14 protein-coding genes are annotated in these 16,343 nt (G+C 71.9%); 6 read left to right on the forward strand and 8 right to left on the reverse strand.

Annotation, left to right across the window (positions count from 1 at the left end; translation table 11 throughout):
- The first annotated feature begins 75 nt into the window (after positions 1-75).
- Positions 76-1,758 (forward strand): MDR family MFS transporter, encoded by a 1,683-nt coding sequence (locus ACGFYV_RS16210; protein WP_393879007.1) that lies wholly within the window; start codon positions 76-78, stop codon positions 1,756-1,758.
- 199 nt (positions 1,759-1,957) lie between these two features.
- On the opposite strand, the gene cseC is transcribed toward ACGFYV_RS16210, so the two are convergent.
- The 5 genes from cseC to ACGFYV_RS16235 all read right to left on the reverse strand — a co-directional run bounded on the left by cseC (position 1,958) and on the right by ACGFYV_RS16235 (position 6,622).
- Positions 1,958-3,355 carry a two-component system sensor histidine kinase CseC gene (gene cseC, locus ACGFYV_RS16215; RefSeq protein ID WP_393879040.1) on the reverse strand — a complete coding sequence of 466 codons (1,398 nt, stop codon included), beginning with the start codon at positions 3,353-3,355 and terminating at the stop codon, positions 1,958-1,960.
- A gap of 49 nt (positions 3,356-3,404) precedes the next feature.
- Positions 3,405-4,109 (reverse strand): two-component system response regulator CseB, encoded by a 705-nt coding sequence (gene cseB, locus ACGFYV_RS16220; RefSeq protein WP_393879008.1) that lies wholly within the window; start codon positions 4,107-4,109, stop codon positions 3,405-3,407.
- A gap of 135 nt (positions 4,110-4,244) precedes the next feature.
- Entirely contained in the window at positions 4,245-4,853 is a 609-nt protein-coding gene (locus ACGFYV_RS16225) for a hypothetical protein (protein WP_393879009.1), read from the reverse strand.
- Between the two features lie 41 nt (positions 4,854-4,894).
- Positions 4,895-5,434: a SigE family RNA polymerase sigma factor gene (locus ACGFYV_RS16230; RefSeq protein WP_393879010.1), complete on the reverse strand. Its 540-nt coding sequence runs from the start codon at positions 5,432-5,434 to the stop codon at positions 4,895-4,897.
- Between the two features lie 312 nt (positions 5,435-5,746).
- Complete coding sequence (locus ACGFYV_RS16235) at positions 5,747-6,622, reverse strand: A/G-specific adenine glycosylase (RefSeq protein ID WP_393879011.1); 876 nt, start codon at positions 6,620-6,622, stop codon at positions 5,747-5,749.
- Positions 6,623-6,840: 218 nt separating this feature from the next.
- Here ACGFYV_RS16235 and ACGFYV_RS16240 point away from each other — a divergent pair, with 218 nt between their 5' ends.
- The gene (locus ACGFYV_RS16240; protein ID WP_393879012.1) at positions 6,841-7,692 is read left to right on the forward strand and encodes a hypothetical protein; all 852 of its coding nucleotides are present in this window, start codon (positions 6,841-6,843) and stop codon (positions 7,690-7,692) included.
- 304 nt (positions 7,693-7,996) lie between these two features.
- Here ACGFYV_RS16240 and disA read toward each other — a convergent pair whose 3' ends face one another.
- Both disA and radA read right to left on the reverse strand, forming a co-directional pair.
- Positions 7,997-9,121, reverse strand: coding sequence for a DNA integrity scanning diadenylate cyclase DisA (gene disA, locus ACGFYV_RS16245; RefSeq protein WP_393879013.1), 1,125 nt, complete (start codon positions 9,119-9,121; stop codon positions 7,997-7,999).
- A gap of 79 nt (positions 9,122-9,200) precedes the next feature.
- On the reverse strand, positions 9,201-10,610 hold the full coding sequence (radA, locus tag ACGFYV_RS16250; protein WP_393879014.1) for a DNA repair protein RadA: 1,410 nt from the start codon (positions 10,608-10,610) through the stop codon (positions 9,201-9,203).
- Between the two features lie 207 nt (positions 10,611-10,817).
- Between radA and ACGFYV_RS16255 the strand changes: the two genes are divergently transcribed.
- Positions 10,818-12,632, forward strand: coding sequence for a hypothetical protein (locus tag ACGFYV_RS16255; RefSeq protein WP_393879015.1), 1,815 nt, complete (start codon positions 10,818-10,820; stop codon positions 12,630-12,632).
- Positions 12,633-12,690: 58 nt separating this feature from the next.
- Here the strand turns inward: ACGFYV_RS16255 and ACGFYV_RS16260 are convergent, their stop codons facing one another.
- Entirely contained in the window at positions 12,691-13,641 is a 951-nt protein-coding gene (locus tag ACGFYV_RS16260; RefSeq protein WP_393879016.1) for a hypothetical protein, read from the reverse strand.
- A 71-nt stretch (positions 13,642-13,712) separates the two neighbouring features.
- On the opposite strand from ACGFYV_RS16260, the gene ACGFYV_RS16265 reads away from it, so the two are divergent.
- The 3 genes from ACGFYV_RS16265 (at position 13,713) to ACGFYV_RS16275 (ending at position 16,184) form a co-directional block, all read left to right on the forward strand.
- Positions 13,713-14,645 (forward strand): Ppx/GppA family phosphatase, encoded by a 933-nt coding sequence (locus ACGFYV_RS16265; protein WP_393879017.1) that lies wholly within the window; start codon positions 13,713-13,715, stop codon positions 14,643-14,645.
- Positions 14,646-14,760: 115 nt separating this feature from the next.
- Positions 14,761-15,582 carry a sugar phosphate isomerase/epimerase family protein gene (locus tag ACGFYV_RS16270; protein ID WP_393879018.1) on the forward strand — a complete coding sequence of 274 codons (822 nt, stop codon included), beginning with the start codon at positions 14,761-14,763 and terminating at the stop codon, positions 15,580-15,582.
- Entirely contained in the window at positions 15,579-16,184 is a 606-nt protein-coding gene (locus ACGFYV_RS16275; protein WP_393879019.1) for a TetR family transcriptional regulator, read from the forward strand. The genes ACGFYV_RS16270 and ACGFYV_RS16275 overlap by 4 nt, the downstream gene beginning before the upstream one ends.
- Positions 16,185-16,343 lie beyond the last annotated feature (159 nt).

Genomic DNA, 16,343 nt, shown 5'->3' on the forward strand with positions numbered 1-16,343 from the left:
CGGCGTCTACTTTTCCCAGTGTAATGAACTAGCCGGGCGGCAAGTAAGTCGTAGCCGCCAGGGGGAGTGAGAGAGATGGCGGACACGCAGACGGCCGAGACCGGCCGGCCCATACCGGAAGAGCCGGGGAAGGCGAAACCCGAGCAGCCGCAGAACGCGGCACCGGAGCAGACCGGGCAGCCCGGGACGCCCGGAAAGCCCGAGAAGCAGCCGAAGAGCGTCCGGGTGGTCCTGCTCGCGCTCATGATCGCGATGATGCTCGCGATGCTCGACAACATGATCGTGGGCACCGCGATGCCGACGATCGTGGGCGAACTGGGCGGCCTGGAGCACCTGTCCTGGGTGGTCACCGGGTACACCCTCGCGACGGCGGCCTCGACCCCCATCTGGGGCAAGGTCGGCGACATGTACGGGCGCAAGGGCGCCTTCCTCAGCTCGATCGTGATCTTCCTGATCGGCTCCGCGCTGAGCGGCATGGCCCAGAACATGGGCGAACTGATCGGCTTCCGGGCCGTCCAGGGCCTCGGTGCCGGCGGTCTGATGGTCGGCGTCATGGCGATCATCGGTGACCTGATCCCGCCGCGCGAGCGCGGCAAGTACACCGGCATGATGGCCGGCGTCATGGCGCTGGCGATGATCGGCGGCCCGCTGGTCGGCGGCACCATCACCGACAACTGGGGCTGGCGCTGGTCCTTCTACATCAACCTGCCGCTGGGCGCCGTGGCCCTGGCGCTGGTCAGCGCCGTGCTGCACCTGCCGAAGAAGCGGGCGAAGGCGCGCATCGACTTCCTGGGCGTCACGCTGCTGACCGTCGGCATCACCTCGATCGTGCTGGTCACCACCTGGGGCGGCAGCCAGTACGCCTGGACGTCCGCGCGGATCATGGAGCTGACCGCCATCGGCGTCGTCTCGCTCATCGGGTTCGTGTGGTGGCAGACCAAGGCCGCCGAGCCGGTCGTCCCGCTGCACATGTTCCGCAGCCTCAACTTCACGCTGATGTCCGTCATCGGCTTCATCACCGGCTTCGTGATGTTCGGCGCCACGCTCTACCTGCCGCTGTACCAGCAGGCGGTGCAGGGTGCCTCCGCGACCAACTCCGGTCTGCTGCTCCTGCCGATGCTCGGCGCGATGCTCGTGACCTCGATGGTCGCCGGCCGGGTCACCACCAGCAGCGGACGCTACAAGATCTTCCCGATCGTCGGCGGCGCGCTGATGATCGTCGGGCTGTACCTGCTGTCCCTGATGGACACCGGTACGACCCGGACGACCTCCGGCATCTACATGGCCGTCCTCGGTCTGGGCATGGGCTGCCTGATGCAGATCACCATGCTGGTCGCGCAGAACAGCGTGGAGATGAAGGACATGGGCGTGGCCTCCTCGTCCACGACGCTGCTCCGTACGCTCGGCTCGTCGTTCGGTGTCGCCATCATGGGCGCGCTGTTCAACAACCGGGTCCAGCACGTCATGGCCGAGCGGGCCGGCGCACTCGGCAAGAACATCACCGAGAAGTCCGCCCAGCTGGACGCGAAGAGCCTGGCGAAGCTGCCCGAGGCGGCGCGGGAGGCCTACCAGCACGCGGTGTCCGCCGGTACACACTCGGCGTTCCTGCTCGGTGCGGTGATCGCCGTGCCGGTGCTGATCCTCGCGCTGTTCGTCAAGGAGGTGCCGCTGAAGGGCGGCCCCCAGAAGCAGGCCTCCTCGCAGGAGGGCGACGCACCGGCCACCCCGGCCGCGCCGCCTGTGGTCGACGCGGTCTGACGCGTCCCCGGGAAGCGCCCGGGGTGCCTGACGCCCAGCGTTCCTGACGCCCAGGGTGCCCGGCACCCAGCGTTCCTGGCACTCAGCGTTCCTGAACCGAAGGCCACCGTCCGGGTCTTGCGGATCTCGAACATCGCACCCCTTGAGCTGGGGTGTTGCGACGATCGCTAGAACTCAAGGTCCGCCCCGGGGGCCTTCGTCATGCCTGCAGCATCGGGTAGCTGCCCGTGTTGGTGGGGGCGTGTTCGGGGAGCCAGAGGACGGCCACCGCGCCTTCCGCCACGGGGCCGGGGGGTGCGTCGACCGGTCGTACGTCCGGGTGTGCGTCGGGGCGGGCGTCAGAGCGTGCGTTCGGGCGTGCGTTCGGGCTTACGTTGCGGAAGGTCAGCCGGGCGCCGAGGACCCGGGCCTGACCGGCGGCGATGGTCAGGCCCAGGCCGTGGCCCTGGCCGGCGCGGTCCGCCCTGCCGGTGCGGAACCGGAGCGGGCCCTCGGCGAGCAGTTCCTCGGGGAAGCCGGGGCCGTGGTCGCGGACCCGGATCACCCGGCCCTCGACGCTCACCTCGATCGGCGGCCTGCCGTGCCGGGCGGCGTTCGCGAGCAGGTTGAACAGGACGCGCTCCAGGCGGCGCGGGTCGGTGGTGACCTCCGACTCGTGCACCACGTGGACGACGATGTCCGGGTCCTTCGCGGCCACCCGCCGGGCGACGAACTCGCCCAGCATGATGTCCTGCAGCTCGGCCCGCTCGGAGGCGCCGTCGAGCCGGGCGACCTCCAGCACGTCCTCGACCAGCGTGCGCATGGCCTTCGCCCGGTCCAGGACCAGTTCGGTCGGACGGCCCGGGGGCAGCAGTTCGGCGGCCGTCAGCAGTCCGGTCACCGGGGTGCGCAGCTCGTGCGCGATGTCGGCGGTGACCCGGCGCTCGGCCTCCAGGCGCTGGCGCAGCGCGTCCGCCATGGCGTCCACCGCGCGCGCGAGATCGTCGGTCTCGTCCCGTACGACCCCGCCGATGGCCTCCCGCACCCGGACGTCGGTCTCACCGCCCGCGACCCGGTTCGCGGCGGCCGCCGCCTTGCGCAGCCGACCGGACAGCTGGCCGCCGATCAGGACGCCGAGCGCGCTGCCGCCGAAGACGACCGCGACCGAGCCGATGACCAGCGCCTGGTCCAGGTCCTTCAGCACGTCGGAGGAACGGTCCGGCATCGGGGTGTGCAGGGACAACACACGCCCGTCCTTGGTGGGCACGGCCGCCCAGATGTCCGGCACGCCCATGCTGTCGGTGACATCGCTGGCCCTGCGGCCCTGCTCCACCTTCTCGCGCAGCGCGGCCGGCAGCTCGGGGTCGTCGACCTTGATGCCGGGGAAGTTCGGTCGCCGGCTCAGTTCGTAGTTGCGCTGCGCGATCTGGACGCGCTGGTTGGCCAGGTCGCGCGCGTTGTCGAGCATCGAGACCCGGGCCGCGTTGTGCACGACCAGGCTCAGCGCGATCGCCACGAGCCCGGCCACCAGCGCGATCGCCGCGCTGAGCTTCCATCTGATCCCGGTGTGCAGGCCCGCGCGCTCCACGCGCCGGACCGGACGCCGCAGGAACCCCATCCCCCGCGTCACGGTGCTTCGCTCGATCCCCCGCATCACGGTGCTCCGCTCAGGCCTTCAGTTTGTAGCCGAAGCCACGGACGGTCTCGATCCGGTCCGGGCCGATCTTCTGCCGCAGCCGTTGCACATGCACGTCGACCACCCGGGTGTCCCCGCCCCAGCCGTAGTCCCACACGCGCTCCAGCAGTTTGTCGCGGGAGAGCACGGTGCCCGGCGCGGAGGAGAACTCCAGCAGCAGCCGCATCTCGGTCGGGGTGAGCGCGACCGGCTGCCCGGACCGGCGCACCTCCATGCCCTCGGTGTCGATCTCCAGGTCCCCGAAGGTGAGCACGCCGTCGTTCACCGCGTCCGCGGCGGCCTCGGCCTGCGCCCTGCCGCCCGCGTGCCCGAAGCGCCGCAGCACGGCCCGGATCCGCGCGACCAGTACGGCACCGTCGAACGGCTTGGTCACGTAGTCGTCGGCGCCCGCCTCCAGGCCGAGGACGACGTCGATGGAGTCGGCACGCGCCGACAGCATGATCACCGGAACGGTCGACTCGTCCCGGATACGACGGCACAGGCTCACGCCGTCCAGGCCCGGGACCATGACGTCCAGCAGCGCGATGTCGGGGCGGTCGGCCCGGAACGCCTCCAGGCCGGACAGCCCGTCGGGCATCGCGGTGACCGCGAAGCCGTCCCGCTCCAGGGCGAGCTGGGTGGCCTCACGGATGACGTCGTCGTCCTCGACGAACAGGACGTGGGTCTGCTCTGCCATCCCGGTGCTCTCAGTCCTCGTGGTGTGCGTGGTGTGCGTGCGGCGGTGAGGGTTCGTCTTTTGCGGGGCGGTCTGTGGGGGCGGTCGGTTGTCGGGGTCGGTCGGTTGTCGGAGGCGGTCAGTTGTCTGGGGCGGTCAGTTGTCGGGCACGGGCGTGGGCGTCGCCGTGTCGCCGCCGCCCGCCTTGCTGTAGTCGGTCTCGTGCGTGTGCACCTGCGTGAACCGGCCCGCTTTCCAGCTGTACGTGATCACGGTCTCCCGGGACGGGTTCGAGAGGGCGTCGTCCGTGGCGTACACCTGCTTGGTCACGGTCAGGTCGGCGCCATCGATCTCCGCGTAGACCGGGGACTCCTCCGTCCGGAACACGTTCTTGTACGTGCCGCCGACGTCCCGGTACACGTACGTGCCGAGCCCCACCCAGTCGCCGCAGGTCAGCACGTTGACGACGACGTCGTTGACGGAGCCGCCGGTCAGATCGCCGTAGGTGACGTCGACCGGGTAGTCGTCGCCGCCGCACGGCTGCAGGTCCCGTTTGATCGACTCCGAGACCTTCGGGTCCGCCCGCAGCAGCGCGACCGCGTCCACACGCTTGTACGTCTCGGAGGGGGCCGCCGACGGGGAGGTGACGGCGCCGGCCACCGCGGAGGCGTGCGCCGGGCCCTCGTCCCGCGCCCCCGTGCCGCCGCTGCTGCACGAGGCGACGAAAAGGGCGAGGGCGGCGACCGAGGCCGCAGCCGAGATCACCGCCAGAGAACTCCCTCGGGCCCTGCTGGGCCCGGCCCCGGTCAGGCCGCGCAACGCTCCCGCTCCTCACGCTCCAGCGCGCGTGCGTCCAGATCGCGCGCCTCCAGCTCCTCGCGGAGCCGGGCGAGCGCCCGGTGCAGCGTGCTCTTGACCGTACCGGCCGACATGCCGAGGGCGGCGGCCGTCTCCTCCGTGGACATCTGCTCCCAGTGTCGCAGCACCACGACACTGCGCTGCTTCGGTGCGAGCACCTTCATGATGTCCATCAGCAGGGCCCGGTCCGCGTGCTGCTCGGTGGAGTCGTCGACGGACGACTCCGGGAGCTGCTCGGTCGGGACCTCCTCCAGCTTGCGGGCCCGCCACCACTCGGTCCGCGTGTTGATCATGACGCGGCGCAGGTAGGCGTCGGCGAGGCGCTTGTCGGCGATGCCCTCCCAGCGGCCGTACGTCCGCACGAGCGCGGTCTGCAGCAGGTCCTGGGCGTCCACCGGGTCCGGGACCAGCCGGCGGGCGCTGCGCAACAGCGCGTCCTGCCGGGTGCGGACGTATTCCTCGAACTCGAGCACCTCGCCCTGCGCCATGATCAACCGCCTCCGTTCCCCGCGACTCCGGCTCGTGCCTGAAGTCCTGTCCGTCCCGCTGTTCCGCTGTCCTGCTGTTCTGCTGTCCCGGTGGTCCGCCGGGCACGACACAGAAACTACGGAGCAGTTGTCACGGGGTTGTGCGGTCCAGCCTGCGGCGGGCAATCGGCTGTCCGTCGGTTGTGTAACGGAAGTAGGGGCGGGGTAAGGGAGTTGGCCTCTATGTGCCATTATGGGGGGATTTGCCTGGCGGGGGCTGTCGTCACGGAAGCCCCCGCCCTGTGACGTGGCGGGCCCGGCCGGGCGTCGGCGTCAGCCGAGCGGCAGCCGGTACAGACCGTTCGCCAGCGGCTCCACCAGACCGTCGGCGACGAGTCCGTCGAGCGCGCGGGCGCGCTGCACCGGTTCGTGCCACACCCGGTCCAGCACCGCCTGCGGCACCGGCGTGTGCGCCTCCCGCAGCACGGCGAGCAGCTTGCCGCGGACCTGGCGGTCGGTGCCGGCGTACGTCTGCCCGCGCCGCGGCGGCCCCTCGTGCTCCGGCTTGCCGGCCAGCCGCCAGGCGCACTGTGCGGCGATGGGACACCGCTGGCAGCCCTCGTTCCTGGCCGTGCACACCAGCGCGCCCAGCTCCATGGAGGCGGCGGCCCAGCGCGCGGCCGTCTTCTCGTCCTCGGGCAGCAGCTCGCGGGCCAGCCGGCGTTCGGCAGCGGTGGTGGCGTTCGGCGGGTACTGCACCCCGGTCACCGCACGGGCGAAGACCCGGCGCACGTTCGTGTCCAGCACCGGATGCCGTTGCCCGTACGCGAAGGAGGCCACCGCGGCGGCCGTGTACTCGCCGATGCCGGGCAGTGCCAGCAGTTGCGCATGGTCGGTCGGTACGTCCCCGCCGTGCCGCTCCGTTATGGCCACGGCGGCGCCGTGCAGGCGCAGGGCGCGGCGCGGATAGCCGAGCCGGCCCCAGGCGCGCACGGCCTCGCCCGGGGGTTCCTTCGCGAGGTCGGCGGGGCGCGGCCAGCGGGTCAGCCACTGCTCGTAGACGGGCTGCACCCGGTTCACAGGGGTCTGCTGGAGCATGAACTCGCTGACCATCACGCCCCACGGGCCCGCTTCCGGGCGGCGCCAGGGTAGGTCGCGGGCGTTGATGTCGAACCAGTCGATCACGGGAGCGTGAAGCTTTTCAGTCATGGCCTTTCCGATCCTGCCACGCCGTGCGCGTACATGGCCGGTGGCGGCGCGGAACCGGAGCGTTGCGCCCGGTGAGGGGCGCTGCGCGCGGCGGGTCGGGCGGGGGGCGAAGGTGCCTGTTCGCGGCGGAAGTTGCCCGGGATGATGATCCGGAAAAGTTGGGGCCCGGACGGCGGGTGACGCAAGCAAGCGCGCCGATCTCTCGTACAGTTTGCGCCGTGGGATCTCTGCGCAATCCGATCGGGCCGCTTCCCTCCTCCATCTACTGGCGAAGGAGGGTCGTACTGCTGTCCCTGGTCGCCCTGTTGGCGCTGCTGATCACGTGGGTCGTCACGTCCGGCGCCGGGAGCGGCAGGAAGAACGCCGACGGATCCAACAGCAAGAATCCCGCGTCCACCATCACCCCGGGACCGTCCGGATCCGGCCCCGCGTACAGCCAACACCCGGGCGGGCGCGACGAGTCGGGCGGCGAATCCGCTGGCAGCGGCTCCGGCTCCGGCTCCGGCTCCGGCTCTGCGGGTGCGGGCGACTCCGGTGCGCCCGGTGCGCCCGGTGCCGACGGCGGCTCGGGCGGGGACTCCGGGTCCGGGGCCGGGTCCGGTGCGGGTTCGGGTACCGGCTCCGGTGCCGTCACGTCCGGCGACGTTCTCTCGGCCTCCTCCGACCTGCCCGCCTGCACCCCCGGCGCGGTCTCGCTGACCCTGCGCAGCGAGCACAACTCCTACTCGCCGGACCAGACGCCGACCTTCCAACTGGTCGCCAAGAATTCCTCGTCCACCGACTGCAAGGCCGATCTCGGCCCGAAGCACGCGGTGTTGACCGTCACTCCCGCCGACGGCGACAACACGTACTGGTCCTCCGCCGACTGCCCCAAGGGCGCCGGCAGCCTGTTCTTCCGCGTCGCCGCGGGCCAGAGCATCACCTACACCATCCACTGGGACCGCAAGCCGAGCGCCCCCCAGTGCGCAACGCCTCCGGCGGGCTCGGCCAAACCCAGCACCTACCTGCTCGAAGCCCAGACCCCGGGCTACCCCAAGTCCCAGACATCCTTCGTCCTGTCCGCCGACTAACAGCCCCCGACCGGAGCCGGCCGGCCACAGCGGGCCCGCACATGCGCACGAACCGCTCGAAATCCAGACGAGGGCCACGCTCTCAGCGGACGGCACTACAACTCCCTAGGGGCGCGGGGAACTGCGCGACCGGCCACAGCGGGCCCGCACATGCGCACGAACCGCTCGAAACCCGGACGAGGGCCACGCTCTCAGCGGACCGGGGCTGCATCTCCCTAGGGGCGCGGGGCTGTATTGATCTGCGGCTCCGCCGCGTGGGCGCGATCAGCCCCCACCGGCCCGCACTCGAAGACCGGTCAAAGAATCAGACGTACCGCTCCAGGATCGAAGACTCCGCCAACCGCGACAACCCCTCGCGCACACTCCTCGCCCGCGCCTCCCCGACCCCATCCACCGCCTGCAGATCATCGACGCTCGCAGCGAGCAGCTTCTGCAGACCGCCGAAGTGCTCCACCAGCCGATCGATGATCGCACCGGGCAGCCGCGGCACCTTCGCCAGGAGGCGGAAGCCCCGCGGGGACACCGCGGAGTCGAGGGTCTCGGGGGACCCCGTGTAGCCCAGCGCCCGCGCCACCGTGCCCAGTTCCAGCAGCTCCCCGTGCGTCAGCGCGTCCAGCTCGGACAGGGCCTCCTCGACCGTGCGGGACCGCTTGGCCGTCGGCTCGGGAACGTAGTCCCGTACGACCAGCTCACGGTCCGGCTCGACCCCCGCGATCAACTCCTCCAGCTGAAGCGCCAGAAGACGACCGTCCGTGCCCAGTTCGACCACATATTCGGCGATTTCGGTGGCGATGCGCCGCACCATCTCCAGCCGCTGCGCGACCGCCGACACATCGCGGACCGTCACCAGGTCCTCGATCTCCAGCGCCGACAGCGTGCCCGCGACCTCGTCCAGGCGGAGCTTGTACCGCTCCAGGGTCGCCAGCGCCTGGTTCGCGCGGGAGAGGATCGCCGCCGAGTCCTCCAGGACACGGCGCTGCCCGTCGACGTACAGGGCGATCAGCCGCATGGACTGGGAGACGGACACCACGGGGAAGCCGACCTGCTTGGAGACCCGGTCGGCCGTCCGGTGCCGCGTACCCGTCTCCTCCGTGGGGATCGTCGGGTCCGGCACCAGCTGCACGCCGGCCCGCAGGATCTTCGACAGGTCGGACGACAGCACGATGCCGCCGTCCAGCTTGCACAGCTCCCGAAGCCGGGTCGCGGTGAACTCGACGTCCAGGACGAAACCGCCCGTGCACATCGCCTCGACCGTCTTGTCGGAGCCGAGCACGATCAGACCGCCGGTGTTGCCGCGCAGGATCCGCTCCAGGCCGTCACGCATCGCCGTACCCGGAGCCACGGCGCTCAGCGAGGCGCGCATCAGGCCTTCGGAACCGGCACTCCCACCGGACTTTCCGGGAGCTGCTGCCCGGTCGTTGGCTGCCACTGCACTCCTCCGGTCGCAGGTTCTGACGCGCTCCCGTCCCGCACTCGGTTCGTACGGACGGGCGAGACCTGCGCAAAGTCTACCGGCGGTCCTCCGCCTCCCGTGGGGCCTCTCGGCGACGCGAGCGCGGCAGCACCCTGAGCGCGTCCCCTATGTCGGCGACTTCCAGGACCTTCATCCCGGGCGGGACCTTGCCCGGATCGCCCGGCACCAGCGCGTGCGTGAAGCCCAGCCGGTGCGCCTCGGAGAGCCTGCGCTGCACGCCCGTGACCCGTCTCACCTCGCCCGCGAGACCCACCTCGCCGATCGCGACGAGATTCTTCGGCAGTGGGGTGTCGCTGGCGGCCGAGGCGAGGGCGAGGGCGATCGCGAGGTCGGCGGCCGGCTCGGACAGCTTCACACCGCCCACCGTCGCCGAGTAGATGTCCCGCTTGCCGAGCGCGCTGATCCGCCCGCGCTGCTCCAGCACCGCGAGCATCATCGACACCCGGGAGGTCTCCAGGCCCGAGGTGGTCCGGCGGGGGGAGGGGATCTGGGTGTCCACGGTCAGCGCCTGCACCTCGGCGACCAGCGGGCGGCGGCCCTCCAGGGTGACGGTCAGGCAGGTGCCGGGGACGGGCTCGTCACGCCGGGTCAGGAAGAGCCCGCTGGGGTCGGTGAGTCCGGTGATGCCCTCGTCGTGCAGCTCGAAGCAGCCGACCTCGTCCGTGGCGCCGTAGCGGTTCTTCACGCCGCGCACCAGGCGCAGGCGCGCGTGCCGGTCGCCCTCGAAGTGCAGGACGACGTCGACCAGGTGCTCCAGCAGGCGGGGACCGGCGATCGCGCCGTCCTTGGTGACGTGGCCCACGAGGAGGGTGGACATGCCGCGTTCCTTGGAGGCACGGATGAGGGCCCCGGCGACCTCTCTGACCTGGGCCATGCCGCCGGGCGCGCCGTCGATCTCCGGGGAGGCGACGGTCTGCACCGAGTCGAGGATCAGCAGGGACGGCTTGACCGCGTCCAAGTGTCCGAGGACGGCGGCCAGATCGGTCTCGGCGGCCAGGTACAGGTTGTCGTCGAGGGCGCCGATGCGGTCGGCGCGCAGCCGCACCTGGCTCGCCGACTCCTCGCCGGTGACATAGAGGGTGCGGTGCTCCTCGCTCGCGGACTTGGCCGCCACGTCCAGCAGCAGGGTGGACTTGCCGACCCCGGGCTCGCCCGCGAGCAGGACGACCGCGCCGGGTACGAGACCGCCGCCGAGCACCCGGTCCAGCTCCGGCACGCCGGTCGTGCGGGCGGTGGCCTGGCTGCCGTCGACCTGGCCGATGGGCAGCGCGGAGCTGGTGACCCGGCCCGGCGCCGTCGTGCGCACCGCGGGCGCGCCGTACTCCTCGATCGTGCCCCAGGCCTGGCACTCGGGGCAGCGGCCGAGCCACTTGGCCGTCTGCCAGCCGCACTCGGTGCAGCGGTAGGACGGTCGGTCCTTGGTGGTCTTGGTACGGGCAGCCATGCGGAAACCGTAGCCCGGACCACTGACAACGCCCGCCCGGGGCGCATGCGCATAGCCCTGAGTGCTCCGGTACCGGCCATGACCCGTCGGGTTCGAGCCATGGATTGAAGGGTTCCTGTCCCCTTATGAGGGATCGTTTCACCCGTACGGATTAAAAGTGCTCAAGGTGCAGCAAGGGGCGCATCGCCGCCGCCTACGGTCGCACAGGTGATGAGCAGCAGTCCGGAGACCTCGACCCGCACCACCGGCGCGCACCGGGCGCACCGGGAGGCGCGCGACCGCGCCGCCGCACGCACCCTCGCCCAGCGGCCGTCGGCGCGCTACGAACCGTACCTGGACGGCCTGTTCACCTACTGCCTGTCGGTGCTGTGCGACCACGACGCCGCCACCGTCGCCCTCCGGGACGTCCTCGCGCTCGCCGAGCGGCGCGGGCAGCGCGTCCCGCAGGCCGCGGCCGACCGGAGGGCCTGGCTGTACGCGCTGGCCCGCTGGGCGTGCCTGCGCGGGCTCGCCCAGGCCAAGCAGAAACGTCAGGCCACCCATGCGGCGGGCCGTTCCGCGCCGGGCCGTTCCCTGGCGGGTCGCTCTGTGGAGGGCCGTTCCGCGGACGGTCGTTCCGCAGACGGTCGTTCCGCGGCGGCCCGTTCCACGGCCACGCGACAGGCGCCGGATCCGCCCGTCACCCCGGAGGTCCAGGAGGTCCAGGAGGTCCAGGAGGTCCAGGAGCGGCGGCGCCGCGAACTCGCCCTGCTCGCCTGGCCGGAGGCGGCCGGCACCACCCCCGAGCAGCGCGAGGCCCTGGAACTGGCCGTCCGCCACCACCTCGCGGCGGACGAGGTCGCCGCCGTGCTCGGCATGGAGCCGGCCGTCGCGCGCGAGCTGCTGGCCTCTGCCGCGTGCGAGGTCGAGCGCACCCGGGCCGCCCTCGCCGTCGTCGAGACCGGGGGCTGTCCGAGCGTGGCCCACCTCACCGGCGACAGTCGGCTGGTCCTCAGCGCGGCCCTGCGCCGCGAGCTGGTCCGGCACGTCGACGACTGCCCGCGCTGCCGCCGCACCGCCGAGCGCGCGGTGTCCGGCAGCTGGCCCGGTGCCACGGTCACCCCGGCCGAGCTGCCCGTCCTGGAGGCCCCGCGCGCGGCCCTGCACTCCGCCCTCGCGCACCACTCGCGCGCGCGGGGCGCCGCCGTGCCGCGTTTCGACCGGCGTGGTTTTCCGATGGACCCCAAGGACCGCGCGGCCCGGCGCGACCGGCTCCGCGCGCGTGCCGTCACCACGACCGTCGTGGCCACCGTCGTCGCCGCCCCCGTCCTCGCCCTCTGGGCCGCCTACCGGGGCGGACCCGTCACCGACGCGGACGGCCGTTCCGCCACCGCGCGCGAGGCGAAGAGCCCCGACGCACTCGGCGGCGACGCGGCGGGCGGCTACGAGAACGCGGGCAACGCCAGCGTGCGACCCGGCTCGCGCTTCAGCAGGAACGGCAAGGCGGACGTCTCCGTGGAGGTCGTCAGCGTCACCGGAACCGGCGCGAAGGGCGGGGGACAGCTCGACGTCGGCGCCGGCCACGACGGCGACACCACACTGATCACCCTCACCGCGTCCGGCTCCGCACCGGTGCGCTGGTCCGCGACCACCTCGGCGTCCTGGCTCTACCTCAGCCAGTCCTCGGGAACCCTCGCCCCCGGCGACACGTTGACGATCAAGGTGTACGTCGACCACCTGCGCGAGCCCGCCGGCCACTGGCACGCCCAGATCGCGCTCTCCCCGGCCGGCGCTGTCGTCACCATCGACGGCTACGGAACGGCGCCTGCCGGGCCACCGACCTCACCGACGACCCCACCGGCCTCCCCCTCCGGCACCCCCGACCCGACCCCCTCGACCACACCCCCCACCACCCCGCCGACCAGCGGATCCCCGTCCCCGACGGACCCGACCCCCAGCCCCTCGGAGTCGGCCCCGTCCGACCCGCCGAGTTCCTCTCAGCCTCCGAGCGACACCGACACCCCGAGCCCTTCGGACAGCTAGGAGAAGAGCTTTCGGGCAGCTGGGAGAAGAGCCAGGGGGAGGGCGGGCGGAGCCGACCTCAGCCGACCGACTCCGGGTCGACCGACTCCGCATCGGCCGGACGCGGATCAGCCGTAAGCAGATCAGCCGGACGCGGATCAGCCGGATGCGGAGCGAAAAGCGGCAGCTGCGACGCCAGTCGCGCCTCGCACAACTCGACCAGCCGGTCGTACCCCGCCTTGCCCATCAGCTCGGTCAGCTCCGCCCGGTAGGACACGTACACCGGATCGCCCGCGCCGTGCGCCGACGTCGCCGAGGTGCACCACCAGTGCAGGTCGTGGCCGCCCGGACCCCAGCCCCGGCGGTCGTACTCACCGATGGAGATCTGCAGGACGCGCGTGTCGTCGGGGCGGTCGATCCAGTCGTACGTCCGCCGGATCGGCAGCTGCCAGCACACGTCCGGCTTGGTCTCCAGCGGCTCGCGGCCCTCCTTGAGCGCCAGGATGTGCAGCGAGCAGCCCGCGCCCCCGGCGAAGCCGGGACGGTTCTGGAAGATGCAGGAGCCCTGGAAGGGGCGGGTCTGCCGGTCGCCGTCCTCGTCCTGCGAGATCCAGCCGCCGCGCGTGCCCTCGTCGTGGTGCTGCCAGATCTCCGGGGTGAGCCGTGCCACGTGCTCGGCCACCCGCTTCTCGTCGTCCTCGTCCGAGAAGTGCGCCCCCAGCGTGCAGCACCCGTCGTCCGCGCGGCCGGCCTGAATACCCTGGCAGCCGCTGCCGAAGATGCAGTTCCAGCGAGAGGTGAGCCATGTCAGATCGCAGCGGAAGACCTGCTCGTCGTCCGCCGGATCAGGGAACTCCACCCATGCCCGCGCGAAGTCGAGCCCCTTCTCGTCGCTCACCTTCGGGGCCTTCGTGGACGTCGACGCCTTCGCCTGCGAAGAATCCTTCGTCCCCTTGGAGGATCTGGTCGCCTTGTCCGACTTGCCAGCCTTGGCGTCCTTCTGGTCCTTCGCCTTTTTCGTCTTTGGCACGTGTCCAGGGTAAGTGGCCCGGCGCCGCTCCGGGGACCGAGCACGGAGGTTGTGGCAGTAGCGTTCCGTACATGAGACTCGGTGTCCTGGACGTGGGTTCCAACACGGTGCATCTGCTGGTGGTGGACGCCCACCCCGGCGCGCGCCCGCTGCCCGCGCATTCGCACAAGGCCGAACTACGGCTCGCCCAGCTCCTCGACGACAGCGGCGCCATCGACGACACGGGCATCCACAAGCTGATCGACGTCGTACGGGACGCGCTCCAGGCCGCCGAGGACAAGGGCGTCGAGGACCTGCTCCCGTTCGCCACCTCCGCCGTCCGCGAGGCCACCAACGCCGACGAGGTCCTCGCGTGCGTGGAGGCCGAGACCGGCGTACGGCTCCAGGTCCTCAGCGGGCCCGAGGAGGCCCGGCTCACCTTCCTCGCCGTCCGCCGCTGGTTCGGCTGGTCCGCCGGACGGCTGCTGGTCCTGGACATCGGCGGCGGCTCCCTGGAGATCGCCTACGGCATCGACGAGGAACCGGACGCCGCCGTCTCCCTCTCGCTCGGCGCGGGCCGGCTCACCGCCGGCTGGCTGCCCGGCGACCCGCCCGCCCCCGAGGACGTCCGCGCGCTGCGCCGTCACGTCCGCGCGGAGATCGCCCGCACGGTCGGCGAGTTCAAGCGCTTCGGCGCCCCCGACCACGTGGTCGCCACCTCCAAGACCTTCAAGCAGCTGGCCCGCATCGCCGGCGCCGCCCGCACCGCCGACGGCCTCTACGTGCAGCGCGAACTCAAGCGCGAGTCCCTGGAGGCCTGGGTCCCGCGCCTGTCCGGCATGACCGCCGACCAGCGCGCCGACCTCCCCGGCGTCTCCGAGGGGCGGTCCGGCCAGATACTGGCGGGCGCCCTGGTGGCCGAGGGTGCGATGGACCTCTTCGGCATCGAGAAGCTGGAGGTCTGCCCGTGGGCCCTGAGGGAGGGCGTGATCCTGCGGCGCCTCGATCACATGGGTTCGGCGTAACCAGGCCCCTCCCACATCCCCCACCCGCTCCCTCCCCTCCGCCCCCGACCCCCGAAATGACCCATCTCACAACGGCGAACCGGCACCCCGCACCCGTACCACCCGACCCCGTAAGGTGACGGACGTGGCTGAACCGAAGGACGTGCGCATCGCGCTGTCGACCGCCTCCGTGTACCCGGAGTCGACGGCGACGGCGTTCGAGATCGCGGCGCGCCTCGGCTACGACGGCGTCGAGGTCATGGTGTGGACCGACCCCGTCAGCCAGGACGTCGAGGCCCTGCGCCGCCTGTCCGACTACCACGGCGTCCCGATCCTCGCCGTCCACGCCCCCTGTCTGCTGATCACGCAGCGGGTGTGGTCCACCGACCCCTGGGTCAAGCTCCAGCGCGCCCAGGCCGCCGCCGAGAAGCTGGGCGCCTCGACCGTCGTCGTCCACCCGCCCTTCCGCTGGCAGCGCCAGTACGCCCGCGACTTCGTGGACGGGATGTGGCGGATGGCGAACGAGACCGACGTACGGTTCGCCGTCGAGAACATGTACCCCTGGCGCTACCGCGACCGCGAGATGCTCGCCTACGCGCCCGAGTGGGACGTCACCAAGGACGACTACCGGCACTTCACGATCGACCTGAGCCACGCGGCGACCGCCCGTACGGACGCCATGGACATGATTGACCGCATGGGCGACCGCCTCGGCCACGTCCACCTCGCCGACGGCCGGGGCTCCGCCAAGGACGAGCACCTGGTCCCGGGGCGCGGCACCCAGCCCTGCGCCGAGGTGCTGGAGCGGCTCGCGCTCACCGGCTTCGACGGCCATGTCGTCATCGAGGTCAACACCCGGCGGGCCATGGCGAGTGCCGAGCGCGAGGCCGACCTCGCCGAGGCCCTCGAGTTCACCCGCAAGCACCTGGCGTCCGCGGTGGAGGTGCCCCGCCGATGACCGGGGCCACGGCACGCCGACGGGGCCGGCCCCCGCGCACCGAGTCCGCCGACACCCGCGACCGCATCCTCGCCGCGGCCCGCGAGGAGTTCTCCGAGCGCGGCTACGAGAAGACGTCCGTACGCGGCATCGCCAAGTCCGCCGGCGTCGACTCGGCGCTCGTCCACCACTACTTCGGCACCAAGGAACAGATCTTCGAGGCGGCCATCGCGGTCGCCTTCGCGCCCGCGCTCGACGCGCCCGGGGCGGTGGCCGAGGGGCCGATGGACGCGGTGGGGGAGCGGCTGACCCGCTTCGTCTTCGGCGTCTGGGAGAACCCCACGACCCGTGCGCCCCTCCTCGCGATCCTGCGGTCCGCGGTGAACAACGAGACGGCCGCCGCCGTCTTCCGCCGCCTCGTCGCCACCCAGCTGCTGCGCCGGATCGCCGCCCAGGTGGACCTGCCGGACGCGGAACTGCGGGCCGAGCTGGCCGCCGCGCAGATCGTGGGTACGGCGATGATGCGTTACGTGATCAAGCTGGAGCCGCTGGCATCGGCGGACCTGGAGCAGATCATCGCGCGGGTGGCGCCGGTGGTGCAGGGGCATCTGACGGGCGACTGACGCCCGACCCCACTTTCCCGCCCACCCCCTCTCCCGGCCCTTCCCGCGAGACACCCGTCCCGCATTTCGGACACAGCGTCCCGACACCTGGATGACCGGCGTACGCTCGACAACAGTCAGAAGTCTCTGATCGCAGTCTCTGATCGCAGTCACTGAAGG

Origin of the sequence: Streptomyces sp. NPDC048297 (assembly GCF_043201585.1) — a bacterium.
Lineage (GTDB): Bacteria > Actinomycetota > Actinomycetes > Streptomycetales > Streptomycetaceae > Streptomyces.

What these genes read in the sequence shown, in the direction of transcription:
- ACGFYV_RS16210 (WP_393879007.1), top strand. Translation starts at nt 76, where the DNA reads ATGGCGGACACGCAGACGGCCGAGACCGGCCGGCCCATACCGGAAGAG.
- cseC (WP_393879040.1), bottom strand. Translation starts at nt 3,355, where the DNA reads ATGGGGTTCCTGCGGCGTCCGGTCCGGCGCGTGGAGCGCGCGGGCCTG.
- cseB (WP_393879008.1), bottom strand. Translation starts at nt 4,109, where the DNA reads ATGGCAGAGCAGACCCACGTCCTGTTCGTCGAGGACGACGACGTCATC.
- ACGFYV_RS16230 (WP_393879010.1), bottom strand. Translation starts at nt 5,434, where the DNA reads ATGGCGCAGGGCGAGGTGCTCGAGTTCGAGGAATACGTCCGCACCCGG.
- ACGFYV_RS16235 (WP_393879011.1), bottom strand. Translation starts at nt 6,622, where the DNA reads ATGACTGAAAAGCTTCACGCTCCCGTGATCGACTGGTTCGACATCAAC.
- radA (WP_393879014.1), bottom strand. Translation starts at nt 10,610, where the DNA reads ATGGCTGCCCGTACCAAGACCACCAAGGACCGACCGTCCTACCGCTGC.
- ACGFYV_RS16265 (WP_393879017.1), top strand. Translation starts at nt 13,713, where the DNA reads ATGAGACTCGGTGTCCTGGACGTGGGTTCCAACACGGTGCATCTGCTG.
- ACGFYV_RS16275 (WP_393879019.1), top strand. Translation starts at nt 15,579, where the DNA reads ATGACCGGGGCCACGGCACGCCGACGGGGCCGGCCCCCGCGCACCGAG.